This window comes from Streptomyces sp. NPDC029674, from assembly GCF_044903205.1.
Taxonomy (GTDB): Bacteria; Actinomycetota; Actinomycetes; order Streptomycetales; family Streptomycetaceae; genus Streptomyces.
In genome coordinates, this window is sequence record NZ_JBJDPY010000002.1 from 278,501 (window position 1) to 299,385 (window position 20,885).

A 20,885-nucleotide genomic window follows, 5' to 3' on the forward strand; every position below is an offset into this window, starting at 1 on the left:
GCCCATGGACTGGTTGAGCGCCGAGAACACCATCGCCGTGCTCACGGCCGCCCTCGGCCTGATCGCCACCGTCGGCGCGCTCTGGTACGAGCGCCGGGTGCCGCGCCGCAAACGCATCGGGTACCGCGTCCAGTTGGACACGGCGATAGGGGACAACGTCCGTACGGGCGGCGCCAATACGCGGCTCGGGCTGTTCGACGAGACGCCCGAGATGTCCGACGCCACGCTCGTGCTGCTGCGCGTCGAGAACGACGGTTCGCAGGCCGTGACCGACGCCGACTACAGCGGGCGCGCCCTGCACGGGCTCACCGCCGTCTTCACCGGCCGCACCGTCCGCGGCCTCGCCGTCACCGCGCCGTCCGGCGACGACCACCTGATGGAGCACTTCACGCCGGGCGCGGGCCTGCGGTACGAGGGCAGCACGCTGCACATCCCGCGCGTCCCGCTCAACAGGGGCCAGCACTACAAGCTCCTGGTGCTGCTCACCGGCGGCCCGGTCGGCGGCGAGGTCACCCTCTCCGGCGGCATCCAGGCCGGTGAGGTGCGGCCCAACCGCTCCACCACCCTCGACGGCAAGCCGCCGCTGCTGTCCCGGCCGGCGCAGCTACTGACCGTGCTGCTCACCCTGTCCGTGATCACGCTGGCCTCGATCATCGTGCTGCGGGACACCGACCCGCCGCCGATCGAGTGCGCGACGGGCGAGCTGACGGTGCTCGGCTCGACGGCGTTCGCGCCGGTCGCCGAGGAGCTCGCCGACAAGTACGAGGAGGACTGTCCGGGCTCCGACATCACGGTCAGCGCGCACGGCAGCGCGGCGGGCGTGCGGGAACTGGACGACCAGGGAAGGAAGTTCGGGCGGGCGAAGGGAGACGGGGCGCCGCCTCTGCTCGCCTTCTCCGACGGGCCCAAGTCCGACGGCTTCCCGCGGCTCGCCGAGACGCGCGTGGCGGTCTCCGTCTTCGCGCTCGTCCTCAACGACCGCGTGCCGCTGCGGAACCTGACCCTGCCGCAGGTGCGCCGCCTCTACCGCGGCGACGTCCGCAACTGGAAGGAGCTCGGCGGCCCCGACCTGCCGGTGGTCCTCGTCAGCCGCGGCTCCAGCTCCGGCACTCGTGACACGCTCCAGCGCCGCGTCCTCGGCGGCAGCTTCGAGATCAAGGCGTCGTCCAACGACTGCATGGGCAAGGACGACAGGTCCGTCCCCGTCACCCGCTGCGAACTCGACTCGACCGACCAGGTCCTCGACGCCGTCGGCCGCATCCCCGGCGCCATCGGCTACAGCGAACTCCGGGCCGCCACGGGCCTGAAGGGCCTGCACCGCCTCGACCTGGAGGGCCACGCCCCCTCCACCGACCAGCTCCTGAAGACCGGCTATCCCTACCGCGAGATCGAGTACGCCTACACCTACGGCCTCCCGCCCGCCGACTCCCTCGCCGCCGGTTTCCTCGCCTACGCCCGCGGCACGGGCCTCGACGTCATCCGCACCCACGGCCACCTGCCGTGCGCGACCCCGGAGGGCCTGCGTGTCTGCGGCGACGACTCGGGGCCCGGCTGACACGAAGGGGTGGGCCGCACCGAAGTGCGGCCCACCCCTTCGCGTGGCTGGTGGGCGGCTCAGACGAACGAGTTGATCTCGATCGTCTCCGTGCGGCCCGGGCCCACGCCGATCGCGGAGATCGGCGCGCCGGACATCTCCTCCAGCGCCTTCACGTAACCCTGCGCGTTCTTCGGCAGGTCGGAGAAGGTCTGGGCCTTGGTGATGTCCTCGGACCAGCCCGGCAGCATTTCGTAGATCGGCTTCGCGTGGTGGAAGTCGGTCTGCGAGTAGGGGAGTTCCTCGACGCGCTTGCCGTCGATCTCGTACGCCACGCAGACCGGGATCTGCTCCCAGCCGGTGAGGACGTCGAGCTTGGTGAGGAAGAAGTCCGTCAGGCCGTTCACGCGGGTCGCGTAGCGGGCGATCGGGGCGTCGAACCAGCCGCAGCGGCGGTCACGGCCGGTGGTGACACCGCGCTCGCCGCCGATGGTGCGCAGCGCCTCGCCGTCGGCGTCGAAGAGCTCCGTCGGGAACGGGCCCGCGCCGACGCGGGTCGTGTATGCCTTCAGGATGCCGATGACGCGGCTGATCTTCGTCGGGCCGACGCCGGTGCCGGTGCAGGCGCCGCCGGCGGTCGGGTTGGACGAGGTGACGAAGGGGTACGTGCCGTGGTCCACGTCCAGGAGCGTGCCCTGGCCGCCCTCGAAGAGGACGACCTTGTCGTCGTCGAGCGCGTTGTTGAGGATCAGCGTGGTGTCGGCGACGTACTGCTTGATGTTCTCGCCGTGCTCGAGGAGCTGCTCGACGATCTGCTCCGCCTCGATCGCGCGGCGGTTGAACACCTTGGTCAGGAGCTGGTTCTTCTGCTCCAGGGCCGCCTCGACCTTCTGCTGCAGAATCGACTCGTCGTAGAGGTCCTGCACGCGGATGCCGGTGCGGTTGATCTTGTCGGCGTAGGTCGGGCCGATGCCGCGGCCCGTCGTGCCGATCTTGCGCTTGCCGAGGAAGCGCTCGCCCACCTTGTCGACCGTCACGTTGTACGGCGTGATGATGTGGGCGTTTCCGCTGATCAGGAGCTTCGACGTGTCGACGCCGCGCTCGTTCAGACCGCTCAGCTCGGAGAGCAGGACCGACGGGTCGACGACGACTCCATTGCCGATGACAGGCACACAGTCCGGGGAGAGAATCCCGGAAGGGAGGAGGTGCAGCGCGTACTTCTGGTCGCCTACGACAACCGTGTGGCCGGCGTTGTTGCCGCCCTGGTAGCGCACTACATAGTCCACCGAGCCACCGAGCAGGTCAGTGGCCTTTCCCTTGCCTTCGTCACCCCACTGAGCACCGAGCAGCACAAGTGCGGGCACAGGCGTACACCCCTTCCGGGCGGGGCATGTCCAAGGTCAGGGGCCGTAGCCGCCGTATGGGTGTGCCTTGGATGCTGCCCCGGAATAGACGAAGCCCCTGGCGCAATAGCGCAAGGGGCTCTTGCACAAAGATGCTACCCGAGGTCTCAAAGAACGGCTAAAAGAAAGGGCGCACGTTGTCGGCTCGCGACCAGCTCCTAGTCGTCATCGACCCGGTCGCCCGGCGCACCGACGGTGAGTCGGTACGGATCGCGAAGGACGTGCTCAGTGCGAGTGCGGCGATCCGTGTCTGCCTGCCCGACGGCCCCGAGGACTTCACGAAAGCCCTGGCCAGAAGGGGTGCGCGGCGTCTCGTGGTGATCGGCGACGACCGGGCGCTGCTGCGGGCCGTGGGGGTGCTCCACCGGGAGCGGGACCTCGCCGGATGCGTGCTTTCCGTCGTGCCGGTGGGGGCCGCGCAGACGCTCGCGCGGGGGCTTGGAGTGCCGGTCGGGGCGGTCGCCGCGGCGCGGGCCGTGCTGGAGGGGACGGAGCGGCGGCTCGATCTGCTGGTGGACGACAGCGACGGGGTCGTCCTGGGCGATCTGCGCATTCCGCCCGTGGGGGCGACGGCCGCCGCCGCGGACGCCGCGGTCGGCGCGGCCCCCAGGGTGCCCGCCGGCGCGCCCGACGCGGGCCACGCCTGGCTGCGGACCTGCCAGTCCTTCGTACGCACCCTCGCCGCGCTGCCTTCGCGGCCCGCGTCGGTGGTGGGACGCTCGCCCGCGCGGCTGCGGATCGAGGCGGACGGCGTCACGCTGGTCGACCTGGACCAGCCGGTCGAGACCGTCCACGTCACCGCGGGCCACGGCGGCCTCGCCCAGGTGGAGGTCCGGCCGGCCTCCGTGGGCGCGGAGGCGGCCCCGCTGCGGGTGCGGGCGCGCACGGTGACGGTGTCCGGGACCGACTTCCGCTACCGGGCGGACGCGGTGGTCGGGGGCCCGGTGCGGACGCGGACCTGGACGGTCCACCCGAGGGCGTGGGGGCTGACGCTGCCTCGGTGACACCTGAGGTAGTGGCCGGCCGGTCACACCTCTACGAGGAGTTCCTCCAGCCCCCTGATCACGAAGTTCGGCCTGCGTGCCGGCTCCGCGGCGAGGCGCAGCCGCGGGGCCCGGCGCAGCAGCGCGCCCAGGGACGCCGCCAGTTCGATGCGGGCCAGCGGGGCGCCGATGCAGTAGTGGATGCCCGCGCTGAAGGAGATGTGCGGGTTGTCGCGGCGGGTCAGGTCGAGGCCGGCGGGGCGCGTGAAGACCGCCGGGTCGTGGTTGGCGGAGCCGAAGAGCAGTGCCACCTCGGAGCCGCGCGGGATCAGCCGGCCGTCGACCTCGATGTCGTCGAGGACCCAGCGTTCGAAGAGCTGGAGCGGGGTGTCGTGGCGCATCAGCTCCTCGACCGCCGTGGGAATCAGCCCCGTGGGGTCGGCGCGGAGGGCGGCGAGCTGGGCGGGGTGGCGGAAGAGCGCGTACCAGCCGTTGACCGTGGCGTTCACCGTCGCCTCGTGGCCCGCGTTCAGGAGCAGTACGCAGGTCGAGATCATCTCCTGCTCGGTGAGCGACTCCCCCTCGTCGTGGGCGGCGATCAGGGCCGAGACCAGGTCGTCGCCCGGCTCCTTGCGGCGGACGGCGATCAACTCCCGTAGATACGCCGTGAATTCGAGGGACGCGCGCACCGCCCGCGCCGCCGTCTCCTCGGGCGGGTTCAGCTCGTACATGCCGCAGATCGCCGCCGACCAGGGCCGGAGGAGCGGGCGGTCGCTCTCCGGGATGCCCAGCATCTGCGCGATGACCGCCACGGGCAGGGGCTCGGCGACCCGGGCCGCCAGGTCACCGCCGCCGTCCGCCACCAGCTCGCGCGCGAACCGGTCCGCCAACTCCGCGACATAGGGGCGGCGTTGCTCGACGGTGCGAGGTGTGAACGCCTTGGAGACGAGGCGGCGGATGCGGGTGTGCGTGGGCGCCTCCAGGTCGAGCATGCCGTTGTCGTTGAGGACGTGGAACGGCTCGTGCTCGGCGGGCGGGGCCGGGCGGCCGAACTCCTCGTGGGTGAACCGGTGCAGGTAGGTGCGGCCCAGGCGGCGGTCGCGGAGGAGGGCCGCGACGTCCGCGTGGTGGGGGATCAGCCACTGGCCGGTGGGGGCGTAGAAGTGGGCCCGGCCCTTCTCCCGCAGGGTCGCGTACGCCGGGTAGGGGTCGGCCAGGAAGTGCGGTGACGAGGGGGCGAAGACCTCGGAGGCCTCGAAGGCTGCGTCCATGGAGGGACGCTAGCCCCGCGCCCCTGCGTGGCACTACCCCGGCGTGACCAGCCGCGCCTCGTACGCGAACACCGCCGCCTGCGTGCGGTCCCGCAGACCCAGCTTCACCAGGACCCGGCTGACGTGCGTCTTGATGGTGGACTCGGCGACCACCAGGCGGGAGGCGATCTCCGCGTTCGACAGGCCCTGCGCGATGAGGACGAGCACCTCCGTCTCGCGCTCGGTCAGCTCGCCGTACTGCTGCGCCTGGACGGCCGCCGAGAGCCGCGGCGCCTCCGCCAGTTTCGAGAACTCCGTGATCAGGCGGCGGGTCACGGTGGGAGCGAGCAGCGCTTCACCGGACGCCACCACGCGTACGCCGTCCGCCAGCTGGCGTGCCGAGGCGTCCTTGAGGAGGAACCCGGACGCGCCCGCGCGGAGCGCCTGGTACACGTACTCGTCCAGGTCGAAGGTGGTCAGGACGAGCACCTTGCACCCGTCCGCGCCGCCCGCGGACGCGACGATCTCGCGGGTCGCCTCGATGCCGTTCAGCTCGGGCATGCGGATGTCCATCAGGACCACGTCGGGCGCGAGCTCGGCGACCTTGGCGACCGCCTCCCGGCCGTTCACGGCCTCGCCGATCACCTCGATGTCGGGCATGGCGTTCAGGAGGACGGAGAAGCCCTCGCGGACCATCATCTGGTCGTCGGCGATCAGGACCTTGATCGTCATGCGTCTTCTCCCGCCGGGTCGAGGCGGTCCGCGAGCGGCACCGGCAGGAACACCGTCACCTCGTAGCCGCCCTCGGCCGTCGGCTCCGCCGTCATCTCGCCGTTCAGCATCGTGACCCGCTCGCGCATGCCGGTGATCCCGTGGCCCGCCCCCGGCGACGGCTTGACCAGGCCGGTCGCCGGGCCGTTCACGATGCGCAGGCCCAGGCCGCCGAGGACGTAGCCGACCTCGACGCGGGCCGCGGCGCCCGGCGCGTGACGCAGGCTGTTGCTGAGCGCCTCCTGCACGATGCGGTACGCCGAGAGCTCCACGCCCTGCGGCAGCTCGCGGACGGCTCCGGTGATCACCTTGTCGACGGTCAGACCGGCGTCGCGGACGTTGTCGAGGAGCCGGTCGAGGTCGGCGAGCGTGGGCTGCGGGGCGTCCGGCGCCTCGTAGTCCTCCGCCCGTACGACACCGAGGACGCGGCGCAGCTCGGTGAGCGCGGACACCGCGTTCTCGCGGATCGTGACGAAGGCCTGCTCCAGCTCGGGCGGCGGGTTCTCCACGCGGTAGGGCGCGGCCTCCGCCTGGATGGCGACCACCGACATGTGGTGCGCGACCACGTCGTGCAGCTCGCGGGCGATGGTGGTGCGCTCCTCCAGGAGCGTGCGCTTGTCGCGCTCGATGGCGGTGACGGTGCGCTGCACGGTGACCTCGCGCTGCGCCTCGCGGCGGACGTGCACCACGGTGGTGATCAGGAGCGCGAGCGCGGAGAAGAACAGCATCGGCGGTGCGTCGGACGAGCTGGCGCCGCCGAGGAAGGCCTCCGCGAACAGTCCGTACGCCGCCGTGCCGAGCCACATCCACGCGGCGGTGCGCGGGCCGGTCCTGGCCGCGACCACGACCATCACCACGATGTGCGCGAAGAAGGCGGGCGGCGTCCACGGCCACCCGTCCCAGGTGTCGCCGAGCACCGCCGTGAACGGTGTCGAGACGATCGAGACCCAGTAGGCACCGACCGGCCTGACCAGCGTCATCAGGACAGCGGCCGCCGGGACGAAGCCGGCCAGGAGGTACGCGACCTCGTTGCCGCCCAGACCCACCTGGTAGGCGATGAACACGGTGCAGAGCGCGGCGGCGATCACCATGGCGTGCGGGGCCCAGACGGCATACCCGCGTATCCGCTTGGGGAGGAGTCGGGCCGGCCACCCGCCCGTGGTCCTGGGAGGCAGCAGCCGGTAGGCGAAGGGGTCGCGGAACAGCGCCTCGCGCAGGCCGCCGAGGGCCTCCCGCACCAGGTGGTATTCGGGGCTCTTCGGGCCTCTGGCCTTGAGCTGCTCAGTCGTATCGGTCACGTCTACGAAGGTACGGGGGCGCGGACGGGCGGTCGTCCGCACCAGGACGGGTTCGGGGAGGTCCGTCGCAAGTACTACTCGGAGGCCTCAGAGGCCGTTGTTCGACGGGCGGACCACCCCGGACTCGTACGCGAACACCGCCGCCTGCGTGCGGTCGCGCAGGCCCAGCTTCACCAGGATCCGGCCGACGTGCGTCTTCACGGTCTGCTCGGCGACCACGAGCCGCGCCGCGATCTCCGCGTTCGACAGGCCCTGCGCGATCAGGGCGAGCACCTCCGTCTCCCGCTCGGTGAGGTCGCCCACGCGGGCCTTGAGCGGGCCGCGCGCACCGCCGTCCATCCGGGAGAACTCCGCGATGAGGCGCCGCGTGATCCCCGGCGCGAGCAGCGCGTCGCCCGCCGCCACCACCCGGACCGCCTCGGCGAGCTGGTCCGCCGAGGCGTCCTTGAGCAGGAACCCGGAGGCGCCCGCGCGCAGCGCCTCGTACACGTACTCGTCGAGGTCGAAGGTGGTCAGGACGAGCACCCGCACCCCGGGCAGGGCGGACGTGATGCGGCGGGTCGCCTCGATGCCGCTCAGTTCGGGCATGCGGATGTCCATCAGGACCACGTCCGGGACGAGCTCGGCGACCTGGGCGACCGCGTCAGCGCCGTCGACGGCCTGGCCGGTCACCTCGATGTCCGGCTCCGCGTTCAGCAGGACGGAGAAGCCCTGTCTGACCATGATCTGGTCGTCGGCGATCAGAACCTTGATCGTCATGGCGTGGTCTCTCCGTGGGTCGGCCGAGCATGGGCAGAGGTGGTGGGCAGGAAGGCGGAGACCTCGTAGCCGCCGTCCGGGGTGGGTCCTGTGGCCAGATCGCCGCCGAGCATGGCCGCCCGCTCGCGCATGCCGAGCAGCCCGTGGCCCGCGCCGGGCGAGGGCTGCGCGGGGGTGCGCGCGCCGGAGTCGGTGACCCGGACGGTCAGCCCGGCCCGCGTGTACGTGAGGCCGATCCGCACCGTCGAGCCCGGCGCGTGCCGGATCGCGTTGCTGACCGCCTCCTGCACGATGCGGTACGCCGACAGGTCCACGCCGGGCGGCAGCGGCCGCGGCTCCCCCGCGGTCTCGCGGCGGACGGTCAGCCCGGCCGCGCGCGCGTTGTCGACGAGGCCGTCCAGGCGCTCCAGGGTGGGCAGCGGTGACTGCGGGGCGGCCTCCGGGTCCTCTGGGTTCTCGGAGCGCAGGACGCCGAGGACGCGGCGCAGTTCGGTGAGGGCCTCCAGGGCGTTCTCCCTGATGCCCGCGAGGTTCTCCCTGAGCTCGTCGGGCGGGTCCTTCACCAGGTGCGGGGCGACCTGCGCCTGGATGGAGATCACGGACATGTGGTGGGCGACCACGTCGTGCAGCTCGCGGGCGATGCGGCTGCGCTCCTCCAGGAGGGTGCGGCGGGCCCGCTCCTCGGCGGTGAGCGTCTCCTGCTCGACGAGCATGCTGCGGGCCTCGCGGCGGCCGCGCAGCAGCGTGCCGATGAGGGTGACGGCGCCGAACACGACCGCCGAGAGCGGCACCGTGGTGTCGTACTCGCCCGGGCTGATCGTCTGCTGCACCACTCCGGGCACGCCGACGCTGAGGGCGCACGCCGCCCAGGCGGCCCGGGACGGCAGCCGCAGCGTGAGGAGCAGCAGCACCGCGGCGTGCGCGATGAGGGCGGGCGGGCCCCAGGGCCAGGGCTCGCGCCCCGGTCCTGCCGGCATCGTCGCCAGGGCGGCGGCCGTCACGTTCACCCCGAGCGACAGCCACCAGGCGGGGACCGGCCGCACCAGGGCGAGCAGGAGCGCCGCGGCCTGGCCCAGGGACAGGAAAGTGCCGACCGTGTATCCGAACCGGTAGCGCTCCGACAGCTGGTCGAGGTTGCCGAGCGTCGTGCCGATGGTGATCCACACGACCACGACGTGCGGCAGCCAGCGGATCAGCCGCGGTCTCCAGAGCGGTGGCAGGGGCATCGGCGCGGCCGTCCACAGCTCCTTGCGCAGGCCCCGCACTCCGGACACGACGGCGCCGTCGAACCGCTCGCTGTCGCCGCGCGCGCGGCCGTCACCCTGCACAAGATCAACTCTAGGCACGCCGCACCACCTTCGCTCCCCCGTTCTCCCTTTCGCGGCTCCCCCGGCTCCCCCGGCTCCTCCGGCGCTCCTGCCGCCCCCGGCCCCCCTGCTCGTACGTCCGGAACGCAGCCCAGCACACCGCGAGCCCCAGCCCGAACACCGGCAGCCAGCCCAGGCGGGCGAGCACCCAGCCCGGCCCGTCCGGCACCGTGTGCAGGCCGGGCAACGGGCCCCCGGCGAAGACGCTCCCGGGGAGCAGGCCGAGCGCGGTGACCGCCATCAGTGCCGTCTGGTGCCAGAGGAATACCGTCATCGCCGAGAGGTTCACGACGGCCACCGCCGCCCAGGCCGCGGGCGCGCGCAGCCACCGCGCCAGGGGCTCCCGCAGCAGCAGCGCCAGGCCGCACTGGGCGAGGCCGAAGGTGACGGCCGCCAGCGTGGGCGGGTTCAGGTTCGACACCGGCTCGCCCGGGACGCCGACCATCGATGCGGGATAGCCGCCCCACAGGATCAGCCCTGCGGTGGCCACCGCGCCCCCCACCAGGAGCACCCGGCCCGAGCGCCGCGTCAGCTCGCCGCGCGTCCACGCGGCGCCCAGCGTGTAGGGCACGAGCCAGCCCGCCGCCATGTTGACCCAGCCCAGCCAGGCGGGGCCGCCGAAACCGAACCGTAGGAGATCCACGTGGAGAACGACGGCCAGCGGCCACAGCGGGTTGAGGCGCCGCACCAGCGGTGTGGCCGCGGTGAGAACGGCGAAGGCCAGCAGGAACCACAGCGGCGAAAGCGCCAGCTTCACCAGCGTGTGCACCGTGTCCGGGTCCGCGCCCGACAGGACGAGGCCCGCGGCCACGGCGGCCCACAGCACGAGCACGGCGGCGACCGGCCGGAAGAGGCGGCCGAGCCGGGCCGCGAGCCACGGCAGGTAACCGGTGCCCCGCTTCCGCGCCGACGCGTAACCCTTCGTCGCCACGTGCCCGCCCACCAGGAAGAACACTGCGAGGGTCTGGAAGACCCAGGAGACCGGCGCCAGCCACGGCATGTGCTGCAGCGGGCTTGCGGCGCGGAGCGTGCCGCCGTCCGACACGAGGGCGGTGACCAGCCAGTGGCCGCCCACGACGCCGAGGATGGCGATGGCCCGCAGGGCGTCGACGGCACGGTCGCGGTCGGGCGGTGTGGCGGCGTCGAGGCGCCTGGCGAGAACCGATGGCTGACGCTGATGCTGACGCTGACGCTCACGCATGAGTGACCTCCGGGTCCTCCCCGCGCACGATCCGCGCGAGGTTGCCGAGCGGGACGGAGCCCGGCTTCAGGTAGTCGCTGTGGCCGCCGTCGCCCGCATCGAAGACGCGGGCGCCGAAGCCGGCCGAGACCGGGTCGGTGCCGAAGCCGACGGTCGTGCCGAAGAAGTCGGCGCTGGTGTGCGGCACGTCGGCGATCCAGTCGCCGGCGCCCCGGCCCGCCCAGATCCGGGCCCGCGTGTGCAGGTCCGCGGCCTCGCCGACGCCGGTCCCCGGGCTGCCGTACAGCGCGATGTCGGCGACGTCCAGGCCGCGCGGGCCCGAGGCGGCGCTGCCGCACACCACCGAGCCGTACGAGTGGCAGAGCAGGGACACGCGCGCGTGGCGGTTGATGCCGTGCAGGGCGCCGACGAAGGAGCGCAGCGCGGGTGCCGCGTCGTCCGCGCGGCCCGTGGTCAGGACGGCGGGGCTGACCGTGCCCGGCGTCTCGTAACCGAGCCAGGCCACGACGGCGGTGCGCGGGCCGAGCTCGGCGCGCAGGGCGAGGGCGCCGGACCGCAGTCGGCCGTACGAGTCGATGGACGTGTCCGAGCCCGGCACCAGGACGGCGACGCGGTCCGCGTGCGCCAGGTCGCCGAGGACTTCGGCGGTGCGGCCCGCGCCCCGCCCGTCGAAGGCGAGGAACTGCCGGCCGGGGGCGGCCATGGCGCGCAGTGCCGCGGCCCGCTCCGCCGCGCCGTACCCCTCGGCGAGGGCCGCGGCCTCGGTGGCGTTCGCCCGGTTCGCCGCGTACGCATCGGGGAGGGTCGCCGCCGTGACGCGGCCGAGGGCGGCGGGGGCGGGGGCCGGGATCTCCGGGCGCGCGGCGCCCGAGACCGGGACCACCACGGCCGCGGCGACACCGACGGCCAACAGAGTGCGGCGCAGCCGCCCGGCCCGGAACCTCATCGTGCCCTGCCCTTCCGCTCGTTCGCGGGCCGGTGCTCCGACTCGCTCTCACGGAAAGGAAGTTATGGATCAGGCGCTGTCGCCCACATCACGCTGGGGTATACAGCCGCAGGTAGCTCTCAGGTATTACGGGTATCCCCAGGGTGGGCTGGAGGGGCTGGTCGGGGGTAGCCCCGGGCGACGGCGCGTCAGAACGCCAGCTGGGCGATCTCCTCCGCGACCACCGCGCACGCGTCCGCCGCCGGGTCGATCAGCGGGAAGTGGCCCACGTCCTCGAGGAGCGTGAGCCCCACCACCTCGCCCGCCTTCGCGGCCGCGTCGGCGTACGCCTCGGCCACCGCCTGCGGCACGACGATGTCGGTACGGCCCTGCACCACGGTCGTGGCGATGCCCGTCGGAAGCAGCGCGGCCGGGTCGGCGTACGGCAGCCGCTCCTCGAACCTGCCGTCACCGCCGAGGAGTTGAGCCGACGCGCCGCCGCAGACCGCCAGCTCCTCGGCGGTGCGGAGGTCCGCGATCGGGGCGAGCGCGACGACGCCGCGCAGCGGGGCCGGGCGGTCGGTGCGCCACGGCGCGCCGGCCGGCAGGACGTGCCGCGCGGCCGCCCAGAGCGCGAGGTGGCCGCCCGCCGAGTGCCCGGTCACGACGGTGCGGCGCGGGTCGGCCGACGGCAGCGCCTCCCGTACGAGCGAGGGCAGCGCGTCGAAGGCCGCGGCCACGTCGTCGAAGGTCTCGGGCCAGCGTCCGGCCACCGGTCCCGTGCCGCCCTGCGCGGGGATCGGACTGCCCCTGCGGTACTCGACGTTGGCCACCGCGAAGCCCCGGCGGGCCAGGAAGTCGGCGAACGGCGTGACGTGCCGCCGGTCGTAGGGCGCCCGCCACGCGCCGCCGTGCAGCAGGACGACGAGCGGCGCCGGGAGGCCCACGTCGCCCTTGGGCGCGTAGAAGTCGACGACCTGGTCGGGGTGGTCGCCGTACGCGGCGGTGGTGTCCGGCTCCACGGCGGGATGCGAGAAGGCGGCTTCGGCCTCGGCGGCATCGCGGGCCACGGCGGCGTCGTCCGGCATGCGGCAACCTCTCAACGGCAGTGCGGCTGGGCGGACTCGCCCCCGCCCCTCCGGGACGCGGAGGGGCGGGAGCAAGATCCGCCGGACGTTATCAGCCCAGTGTCTCCGCGAGGACACGAGCCGCCCGCTCCGCGTCCGCGAAGGACACGTACAGCGGGGTGAATCCGAAGCGCAGCACGTCAGGGGCGCGGAAGTCCCCGACGACACCCCGCTCGACGAGGCGCCGCATCACGTCACCCGCGCCCTCGCAGCGCAGCGCGACCTGGCTGCCGCGCTCGGCGTGCGCGGCCGGGGTGAGGGACTCGACCCGCCCCTGCGGTACGTACGCCCCGACGCACCGCAGGAAGAAGTCCGTCAGGGCGAGGGACTTGGCGCGCACGTCGTCGACGGAGACGCCGTCCCAGACGTCGAGCGCCGCCTCCAGGGCGAGCATCGACAGGATGTCCGGCGTGCCGACGCGGCCGCGCCGCGCCCCGTCCACCGCCTCGAACTCGGGCCGCATCCCGAAGGGTTCGGCGTGCGAGTTCCAGCCGGGCAGCGGGGAGTCGAAGCGGGGCTGCAGGCCTTCGCGTACGTAGAGGTAGGCGGGCGAACCCGGCCCGCCGTTCAGGTACTTGTAGGTGCAGCCGACCGCGAGGTCCACGCCGTGCGCGTCCAGGCCGACGGGCAGGGCGCCCGCCGTGTGGCACAGGTCCCAGACGACGAGCGCGCCCGCCGCGTGGACCGCCGCCGTCAGACCGGGCAGGTCGTGCAGGCGTCCGGTGCGGTAGTCGGCGTGGTTGAGCAGGACGGCGGCGGTGCGCTCGCCGAGTGCGCCGGGCACGTCGCCGGGCGCCACGGGTATGAGCCGGCAGCCGGTGAGGCGGGCCGCCGACTCGGCGATGTACCCGTCCGTGGGAAAGGTGGTGGCGTCGACGACGATCTCGTCCCGCACCGCACGCCCCTCATGACCTTCTCTCGCCATACGGACCGCCGCGACCAGCGCCTTGAAGACGTTGACGCTGGTCGAGTCGCCGACGACGAGCCGGCCCGGCGCGGCGCCGACCAGCGGGGCGATGCGGTCGCCGATGCGCTCGGGCGCCGTCCACCAGCCGCTCTCCTCCCACGAGCGGATGCGGAGCTTGCCCCACTCGTGGGTCATGACCTCGGCGAGCCGGCCCGGCACGTGCGCGGGCAGGGCACCCAGCGAGTTGCCGTCCAGGTACACCGTGTCGTCGAGGACGAACTCCTTGCGCTTGGCGGCGAGTTCATCACGGGAGTCCAGCGCTTCCGCCTCGCTCCGCAGGTCAGACATGGCTCCTCGCAGTCCACAGCTCGGGGAACACGTTCTTCGACGCGCGCTTCTCCAGCCAGGCCACGCCCGCCGAGCCGCCCGTGCCCGTCTTGGCGCCCATGGCGCGGCGGGTGGCGACCAGGTGGTCGTTGCGCCAGCGCCAGACCAGCTCGGCGACGTCGGTGAGCGTCTCGCCGAGGCGGGCCAGGTCGGCGTGCTCGTCACCGGAGTAGAGCTCGGTCCAGACGGCCTCGACCTCCGGGGAGGGCTCGTACCGCTTGGAGAGGTCGCGCTCCAGGACGGCCGCCGGGATCGCGTACCCGCGCCGCGCGAGGAGGCCGAGCACCTCGTCGTAGAGGCTCGGCTCGTGCAGCGCCTTCTCCAGCTCCGCGTGGACGCGGGACGCGCCCCGGTGCGGGACGAGCATGGACGCGGACTTGTCGCCGAGCAGGAACTCCATGCGGCGGTACATCGCGGACTGGAAGCCGGACCCCTCGCCGAGCGCGCTGCGGTAGGAGTTGAACTGGGCCGGGGTGAGCTGGGCGAGCGGCCGCCAGGAGGCGTTCAGGGCCTCCAGCTCGCGCAGGCTGCGCTTGAGCGCGTTCTGCGCGGTGGGGATGTCGTCGCGCCGCAGGGCGTGCGCCGCGGTCTCCCACTCGTGGACGATCACCGTGAACCACAGCTCCATGACCTGCGTGGTGACCAGGAAGACCATCTCGCCGGGGTCGTCCGAGCGCAGCTGCTGCAGATGGGTGAGGACGTCCGCCTGGACGTAGTCCTCGTAGGGGGTGGTACCTGCGAAGTCGAGGTTCGGGCTCTCCGCCTCATGGACCTCGGTGGACGCCGCGCGCTCCTCGGGGGATGCCTCATGCGTCTCTGGGGACATCGCTGTCTCCTCGATACGTACTCCGGGTAGCGGTCCGCCCCTGCCGTTACCGGCACGGGGGCCCCGGTCCCCACCGGCATCTTCCGCAACTTTCCCGCAATCGGCAAGGCACCCGCCCCGCCCCCACAGCACCGAATATCGTACGCAGCTGTCGCCCTCCGCAGCCCTGGCGGGGCCCGGCCTCAGCTCCGGGCGCGGCGCCGCTCGCGGCAGGCCCGCAGATGGGCGGCGTTCCCGCAGCCGCGCACCGAGTGCCAGACACCGCTGTTGTTGCGCGAGCGGTCGTAGAACGCGGCGGCGCAGGGTTCGTTCCGGCAGATCTTCAGCCGCCGCCAGAGGTCCGAGGCCTGGGCGAGCAGCGCCTCGGCGAGGACCGCGGAGGCCAGCCAGCGCGCGCCGGCGCCCTCCGGCTCCACGGTCAGGGCGCCGTTGCCCGAGAGCGCGACGACGACCGGCGCCGAGGTGAAGCGCACCGCGTCGCCGCCCCGGTCGCTCACGGCCAGCGCACGGCGCAGCTGATCCCGCAGACAGCGCAGCTTCGGCAGGTCCTCCGCCGTCAGGGCCAGCCGCACGTCCCCCCGCCCCGACCCCTCCGCCCAGCCGCGAACGGCCAGGTCGGCCCAGTCCTGGGCACGGTCGAGCGCCCCGTCGGCGAGCAGGTCGACGGAGTCGGGGTGGCCGGCGGGCGCGGTGTTCAGGAGCTCCTGGACGAGGGCGAGGCCGCCGGGCGCGGGGGTCAGACAGAAGCGCTCGGTCGCGGGCCAGTTCATGCCGTTCACGGTACCCGCCTCGGCAGCGACAGGAGTAAACGCCTTACAGTGCTGTCATAGGCACTTGAGAACCACCTCCAGGGAGAGCACATGGACGCCGCCGCCGCCGCCACGGAAACCACCGCCTCACGAGCCGCCCGGCTCCTCGGCCGCCCCTTCGACATCAACGGCCTCAGCCTGCGCAACCGCATCGCCATGGCCCCCATGACCCGTGAGTTCTCGCCGGACGGCGTGCCGGGCGCGGACGTGGCGGAGTACTACGCGCGCCGCGCCGCGGGTGGCGTCGGCCTGATCGTCACCGAGGGCACGTACGTCGACCACCCGTCGGCCGGCAGCAGCCACCGCGTACCGCGCTTCTACGGAGAGGCCGCCCTCGCCGGCTGGCAGCGCGTCGCCGAGGCCGTGCACGCGGCCGGCGGCAAGATCGTCCCGCAGCTGTGGCACGTCGGCGCCACCCGCGACGAGGGCCAGGGCCCCATCCCCTCCGCACCCCCGGCGGGCCCCTCCGGCCTCGCCCTCGACGGCACCGCCAAGGGCCACGCGATGACCGGCGCCGACATCGACGCGGTCATCGGGGCGTTCGCCGACAGCGCGGCCGCCGCCGAGCGGATCGGCTTCGACGGCGTCGAACTGCACGGCGCGCACGGCTACTTGATCGACCAGTTCCTCTGGGGCACCACCAACCGCCGCACCGACGGCTACGGCGGCGACCTCGCGTCCCGCACCCGCTTCGCGCGCGAGATCGTCGAGGCGGTGCGCGCGGCGGTCTCGCCGACGTTCCCCGTGATCTTCCGCTTCTCGCAGTGGAAGGCGGACGCGTACGACGCGAAGCTCGCCTCCGACCCCGCCGAACTGGAGGCCCTGCTCGCCCCCCTGGCCGCCGCGGGCGTCGACGCCTTCCACGCCTCCACGCGCCGCTACTGGCTCCCCGAGTTCGACGGCGACGACCTGAACCTCGCGGGCTGGGTCAAGAAGCTCACCGGAAAGGCCACGCTGTCCGTCGGCTCGGTCGGCCTCGACAAGGAGTTCCTCGGCGCCGGCTGGACGAAGGAGACCGCCACCACCGGCATCGATCTGCTGCTCGACCGCATGGAGCGGGACGAGTTCGATGTGATCGCGGTGGGCCGGGCGCTGATCGCTGACGCGGAGTGGGCGGACAAGGCGATGGGTGGCCGCCTGGGCGAGGCGGCGCCGTTCGATGCGAAGCTCCTGGGGGCCTTGCGTTGATTCTTCGGGTGCGGGCACGCTGTGGCTGGTCGCGCAGTTCCCCGCGCCCCTAAAAACACCCCCGGCGCCGCAGCGTCAGCCCGTCCGGGCCGAAGTCTCACCCGTCCGGGCGGGCGGCAGTTTCAGCCCGTCCGGCGATTGAGGACGAGGCCGTTCAGGCCGAAAAGGGGGTCCGGGGGCAGAGCCCCCGAAGCTGGGGGTCCGGGGGCAGCGCCCCCGTGACAGCACCCCGGACCCCGCGAACGTCAGCCGAGCGTCTTCGCCGCGGTCTCCGAAGAGTCCCGCAAGAAGCCCGCGCAGCGCTCGTACTCCTCCTGCTCGCCGATCGCCTGCGCGGCCCGCGCGAGGGCGTGCAGGGCGCGCAGGAAGCCGCGGTTGGGCTCGTGCTCCCACGGCACCGGGCCGTGGCCCTTCCAGCCGCTGCGGCGCAGGGAGTCCAGGCCGCGGTGGTAGCCCGTACGGGCGTACGCGTACGACTCGACGACGCTGCCCCGCTCGTACGCCTCGTCGGCGAGCTGCGCCCAGGCGAGCGAGGACGTGGGGTACTTCGCGGCGACGTCGGCGGGTGCCGCGCCGTTCGCGAGGAGCTCGCGCGGCTCCGGGTCGTCGGGCAGGTGGGTCGGGGGCGGTCCCCCGAGCAGATCCTTGTGAATGGCCATGGGACCAAGTCTGCGGCATGCCGTTACGGCGAAGGCCCCGGGTCACCGACCCGGGGCCTTCGGCGCGTGGAACGCGAGGTACTACTTCAGCTTCGTCCCCGTGGAACGCAGGTTCGCGCACGCCTCGGTGACGCGCTGCGCCATGCCGGCCTCGGCGAGCTTGCCCCAGGTGCGCGGGTCGTACGTCTTCTTCGAGCCGACCTCGCCGTCGACCTTCAGGACACCGTCGTAGTTCTTGAACATGTGGTCCGCGACGGGGCGCGTGAAGGCGTACTGCGTGTCGGTGTCGAGGTTCATCTTCACGACGCCGTTCTCCAGGGCGGTCGCGATCTCCTCGGCGGTCGAGCCGGAGCCGCCGTGGAAGACGAAGTCGAACGGCTGCGACCCGGCGGCCTTGCCGTACTTGGCGCCGACACCCTCCTGGAGGTCCTTCAGGAGCTCGGGGCGCAGAACGACGTTGCCCGGCTTGTAGACGCCGTGGACGTTGCCGAACGAGGCGGCGAGGAGGTAGCGGCCCTTCTCGCCCAGGCCAAGGGCCTCGGCCGTGCGGAGCGCGTCGTCGACGGTCGTGTACAGCTCGTCGTTGATCTCGTGGCTGACGCCGTCCTCCTCACCACCGGTGGGGGTGATCTCCACCTCGAGGATGATCTTCGCGGCGGCGGCCTTCGCGAGCAGCTCCTGGCCGATGGCCAGGTTGTCGGCGAGGGTCTCGGCGGAGCCGTCCCACATGTGGGACTGGAACAGCGGGTTCTGACCGGCCTTGACGCGCTCGGCGGAGACGTCGAGGAGCGGGCGGACGTACCCGTCCAGCTTGTCCTTGGGGCAGTGGTCGGTGTGCAGCGCGACCGTGATGTCGTACTTCTTGGCGACGATGTGCGCGAACTCGGCGAGCGCGACCGCGCCGGTCACCATGTCCTTGCTGTGCTGGCCGCCCAGGAACTCCGCACCACCGGTGGAGATCTGGATGATGCCGTCGCTCTCGGCCTCGGCGAAGCCGCGCAGCGCCGCGTGCAGCGTCTGCGAGGACGTCACGTTGATCGCCGGGTAGGCGAACTTGCCTGCCTTCGCCCGGTCGAGCATCTCGGCGTAGACCTCGGGAGTTGCGATGGGCATGTGTCCGCTCCTTGTGATGTGCGGGTGGGTGCTGTGCTGCTTGGACCCTGACCTGGGGGCGACGACATTGTCGCCCCCATCTTTCCAGACGCGACGGTCCCTACGGACCCGGCCGTCAGTCCAGGCCGAGGTCGTCCTTGGAGTACGCGAAGAGGTACGGCACACCCGCACCCTCGGTGATCTTCTCGCCGGCGCCGGTGGCGCGGTCCACGATCGTGGCGACGCCGACGACCTCGGCGCCCGCCTCGCGGACGGCCTCGACGGCGGTCAGCGGCGAGCCGCCGGTCGTGGAGGTGTCCTCGACGACCAGGACGCGGCGGCCCTTGATGTCGGGGCCCTCGACGCGGCGCTGCATGCCGTGCGCCTTGGCGGCCTTGCGGACGACGAAGGCGTCGAGGCGCTTGCCGCGGGCGGCGGACGCGTGCAGCATCGCGCCGGCCACCGGGTCGGCGCCCATGGTCAGACCGCCCACGGCGTCGAAGTCCAGGTCGGCGGTCAGGTCGAGCAGGACCTGACCGACCAGCGGGGCGGCCTCGCCGTCGAGGGTGATCCGGCGGAGGTCGATGTAGTAGTCGGCCTCCATGCCGGAGGAGAGCGTCACCTTGCCGTGCACGACGGCCTTGTCCTTGATCTGCTGCAGCAGCTCGCCGCGTACGTCAGTCATGCCCTAGAGCTTAAAGCCGACGCCAGGTCCAGGTCGTCGCCGTCTCCAGGGGCTCGATGGGGGTGACCAGGCGCGGGTCGGTGTTGAGGCCGTTGGGCGGTCCCGTCTGCGGTTCGACGCAGACCGCGGCCTCCTGCTCGTCGTAGACGACGACCCACTGCTCACGGCTCTTGACGTTCACTTCGAGCCGCTCGGGCCAGGTCAGCGTCACGTCGACACCGTCCGGCATGCCGAAGCAGTCGTCCCAGGGGCCGGGCTTCGGGTCGACGCGGTGGCCGGTGGGGAGGTGGTCGTCGCCGCGCTCCTCCTGCCAGGCGGGGTCGAAGTCGATGCGGACGGGCTCGCCGCCGCCGTCGAGGACCCGGTTGAACCAGGGGTGCCAGCCGGCCTGCGCGGGGAACGAGTCGCCGTACGTCTCGATGCCCAGGCGCAGCGTCAGCTCGTCCTCGCCGAGTTCCACGATCTGGGTGACGCGGCCCGGGTGGGGCCAGGGGTCGGCCAGGTCGTACGTGAAGACGGCCTCGGTCTTCGACGTCCGTGCCGTACGCCATTCGGCGTCCCGGGCGAAGCCGTGGATGGCGTGCGGCGGGGAGTTCAGCGGCATCTGGTGGACCACCGCGCCGTCGCGGAACCGCCCGTCCCTGATCCGGCCGCACCACGGCACCATCGGGAAGCAGCCGTACTTCTTCCCCTGGCGCAGCAGCTCGACGCCGCCGACGCGCAGACTTCCGATACGGCAGCCGTTGCCCGGCTGCACCGTCACTTCCGCGTCGCCCGCGGTGAGGATCACGTCTTCGGTACTCACAGGGCCGACCCTACGGCGTAACCGGTCAGCGGCGGCGGCGCAGGGCCCGGCCGACGACGATCGCCGACGCCAGCGCGAGCGCGGCGGCGGGCGCGGCCCAGCGGAGCGTGGCGTTGGCGGTGAGGGACTCGGGGGCGGGCGCGGGCGCGTACCGGCCGCGGGGCGGGGCGTGGTCGACCTCCTCGGCGCTGCGGCCGATCATGGTGCGGCGCGCGTGCGCGGCCTCGGCGGGCGGCACGTCGATGTCCCCGATGTCGTCCATGGTGTCGAGGTTCTCGAGTTCTTCGAGGTCCTCGAGGTCCTCGATGCCGTCCACCTCGTCGAGGACGTTGGTGTCGTCGAGGTTGATGCCGTCGTCGTCATCGTCGTCGTCGGCGTCGACATCATCGAGGTCATCGGCCTCGGTGACGGTCTCGCTCGGCGCCGTGTCGGGCGGCGCCGCCGCGCCGAGCCCCTCCGCGAACCGTTCCAGGAGCCGGTGCACGGTGGACTCCACAGCCTGTGCGGAACCTTCCGTGATCCGGCCGTCGGCGGTCGCGCTGCCGCCGAACACGAGCGTGGTCCCCGCGACGGCCGGCACGAGCCGCACGGTCAGCGTCAGCTTCACGGACCCGGAGCCGCGCACCTCCGCGCCCTCGCCCTCGACGGCGTACGTGCCGTCCGGGCGGGCATCGGTCCTGGCCGCGCCGCGGTACGTGATGGTGTGTCCCCCGACGCGCACCTTGAGGCGGCCGGAGAGCGGCTCGGCCGTCTCCTCCGCGTCGCGCTGAAGCCCGGGGACCGCCCCGGCGACCCGCTCGGGGTCGGCCAGGACCTGCCGGAGCCGCTCTGCAGAGACCGGAACGAACACCTCATGCTCCATGGCAGGGGAGCCTACCCACGCGGCAGCCACTTGTACGACAGTTCACC

The 20,885-nt window shown here is 72.9% G+C and carries 20 protein-coding genes; 3 read left to right on the forward strand and 17 right to left on the reverse strand.

The annotated features are described in order from the left end of the window. Positions 1-4 precede the first annotated feature (4 nt). Positions 5-1,555 carry a substrate-binding domain-containing protein gene (locus tag ACI2L3_RS05195; protein ID WP_404750940.1) on the forward strand — a complete coding sequence of 517 codons (1,551 nt, stop codon included), beginning with the start codon at positions 5-7 and terminating at the stop codon, positions 1,553-1,555. A gap of 59 nt (positions 1,556-1,614) precedes the next feature. Here the strand turns inward: ACI2L3_RS05195 and ACI2L3_RS05200 are convergent, their stop codons facing one another. Further along, positions 1,615-2,898, reverse strand: a complete 1,284-nt coding sequence (locus tag ACI2L3_RS05200) for an adenylosuccinate synthase (protein WP_362987947.1) — start codon at positions 2,896-2,898, stop codon at positions 1,615-1,617. A 176-nt stretch (positions 2,899-3,074) separates the two neighbouring features. Here ACI2L3_RS05200 and ACI2L3_RS05205 point away from each other — a divergent pair, with 176 nt between their 5' ends. After that, positions 3,075-3,941: a diacylglycerol kinase family protein gene (locus ACI2L3_RS05205; protein ID WP_404750941.1), complete on the forward strand. Its 867-nt coding sequence runs from the start codon at positions 3,075-3,077 to the stop codon at positions 3,939-3,941. A gap of 23 nt (positions 3,942-3,964) precedes the next feature. Here the strand turns inward: ACI2L3_RS05205 and ACI2L3_RS05210 are convergent, their stop codons facing one another. From ACI2L3_RS05210 to ACI2L3_RS05260, 11 genes are all read right to left on the reverse strand, one after another. Continuing rightward, a complete protein-coding gene (locus ACI2L3_RS05210; protein ID WP_404750942.1) occupies positions 3,965-5,191 on the reverse strand; it encodes a cytochrome P450 in 1,227 nt (408 codons plus the stop codon). Between the two features lie 33 nt (positions 5,192-5,224). Next, a complete protein-coding gene (locus tag ACI2L3_RS05215) occupies positions 5,225-5,902 on the reverse strand; it encodes a response regulator (RefSeq protein WP_404750943.1) in 678 nt (225 codons plus the stop codon). Next, a complete protein-coding gene (locus tag ACI2L3_RS05220) occupies positions 5,899-7,239 on the reverse strand; it encodes a sensor histidine kinase (RefSeq protein ID WP_404750944.1) in 1,341 nt (446 codons plus the stop codon). Before ACI2L3_RS05220 ends, ACI2L3_RS05215 begins: the two co-directional genes overlap by 4 nt. 87 nt (positions 7,240-7,326) lie before the next feature. Then, the gene (locus tag ACI2L3_RS05225; protein WP_404750945.1) at positions 7,327-7,998 is read right to left on the reverse strand and encodes a response regulator; all 672 of its coding nucleotides are present in this window, start codon (positions 7,996-7,998) and stop codon (positions 7,327-7,329) included. After that, positions 7,995-9,344 (reverse strand): sensor histidine kinase, encoded by a 1,350-nt coding sequence (locus ACI2L3_RS05230; protein ID WP_404750946.1) that lies wholly within the window; start codon positions 9,342-9,344, stop codon positions 7,995-7,997. The genes ACI2L3_RS05225 and ACI2L3_RS05230 overlap by 4 nt, the downstream gene beginning before the upstream one ends. Next, positions 9,337-10,566 (reverse strand): acyltransferase, encoded by a 1,230-nt coding sequence (locus ACI2L3_RS05235; protein ID WP_404750947.1) that lies wholly within the window; start codon positions 10,564-10,566, stop codon positions 9,337-9,339. Before ACI2L3_RS05235 ends, ACI2L3_RS05230 begins: the two co-directional genes overlap by 8 nt. Next, complete coding sequence (locus ACI2L3_RS05240; protein WP_404750948.1) at positions 10,559-11,512, reverse strand: alpha/beta hydrolase; 954 nt, start codon at positions 11,510-11,512, stop codon at positions 10,559-10,561. Before ACI2L3_RS05240 ends, ACI2L3_RS05235 begins: the two co-directional genes overlap by 8 nt. 188 nt (positions 11,513-11,700) lie before the next feature. Beyond that, positions 11,701-12,579, reverse strand: a complete 879-nt coding sequence (locus tag ACI2L3_RS05245; protein WP_404750949.1) for an alpha/beta hydrolase family protein — start codon at positions 12,577-12,579, stop codon at positions 11,701-11,703. A 91-nt stretch (positions 12,580-12,670) separates the two neighbouring features. Beyond that, complete coding sequence (kynU, locus tag ACI2L3_RS05250) at positions 12,671-13,873, reverse strand: kynureninase (RefSeq protein WP_404750950.1); 1,203 nt, start codon at positions 13,871-13,873, stop codon at positions 12,671-12,673. Further along, complete coding sequence (locus tag ACI2L3_RS05255; protein WP_404750951.1) at positions 13,866-14,738, reverse strand: tryptophan 2,3-dioxygenase family protein; 873 nt, start codon at positions 14,736-14,738, stop codon at positions 13,866-13,868. The genes kynU and ACI2L3_RS05255 overlap by 8 nt, the downstream gene beginning before the upstream one ends. 182 nt (positions 14,739-14,920) lie before the next feature. Further along, positions 14,921-15,508, reverse strand: a complete 588-nt coding sequence (locus ACI2L3_RS05260; protein WP_404750952.1) for a CGNR zinc finger domain-containing protein — start codon at positions 15,506-15,508, stop codon at positions 14,921-14,923. 90 nt (positions 15,509-15,598) lie between these two features. Between ACI2L3_RS05260 and ACI2L3_RS05265 the strand changes: the two genes are divergently transcribed. Next, on the forward strand, positions 15,599-16,735 hold the full coding sequence (locus tag ACI2L3_RS05265; RefSeq protein WP_404750953.1) for an NADH:flavin oxidoreductase: 1,137 nt from the start codon (positions 15,599-15,601) through the stop codon (positions 16,733-16,735). A gap of 245 nt (positions 16,736-16,980) precedes the next feature. On the opposite strand, the gene ACI2L3_RS05270 is transcribed toward ACI2L3_RS05265, so the two are convergent. The 5 genes from ACI2L3_RS05270 to ACI2L3_RS05290 all read right to left on the reverse strand — a co-directional run bounded on the left by ACI2L3_RS05270 (position 16,981) and on the right by ACI2L3_RS05290 (position 20,838). Further along, complete coding sequence (locus ACI2L3_RS05270; protein WP_362987973.1) at positions 16,981-17,394, reverse strand: DUF3151 domain-containing protein; 414 nt, start codon at positions 17,392-17,394, stop codon at positions 16,981-16,983. 81 nt (positions 17,395-17,475) lie between these two features. Continuing rightward, positions 17,476-18,507 (reverse strand): class II fructose-bisphosphate aldolase, encoded by a 1,032-nt coding sequence (gene fbaA / locus ACI2L3_RS05275; protein WP_404750954.1) that lies wholly within the window; start codon positions 18,505-18,507, stop codon positions 17,476-17,478. 115 nt (positions 18,508-18,622) lie between these two features. Next, positions 18,623-19,171 carry an orotate phosphoribosyltransferase gene (pyrE, locus tag ACI2L3_RS05280; protein ID WP_404750955.1) on the reverse strand — a complete coding sequence of 183 codons (549 nt, stop codon included), beginning with the start codon at positions 19,169-19,171 and terminating at the stop codon, positions 18,623-18,625. A gap of 10 nt (positions 19,172-19,181) precedes the next feature. Beyond that, on the reverse strand, positions 19,182-19,976 hold the full coding sequence (locus ACI2L3_RS05285) for an aldose 1-epimerase (RefSeq protein WP_404750956.1): 795 nt from the start codon (positions 19,974-19,976) through the stop codon (positions 19,182-19,184). Positions 19,977-20,001: 25 nt separating this feature from the next. Beyond that, positions 20,002-20,838 carry an SRPBCC domain-containing protein gene (locus ACI2L3_RS05290; protein WP_404750957.1) on the reverse strand — a complete coding sequence of 279 codons (837 nt, stop codon included), beginning with the start codon at positions 20,836-20,838 and terminating at the stop codon, positions 20,002-20,004. Positions 20,839-20,885: the final 47 nt, after the last annotated feature.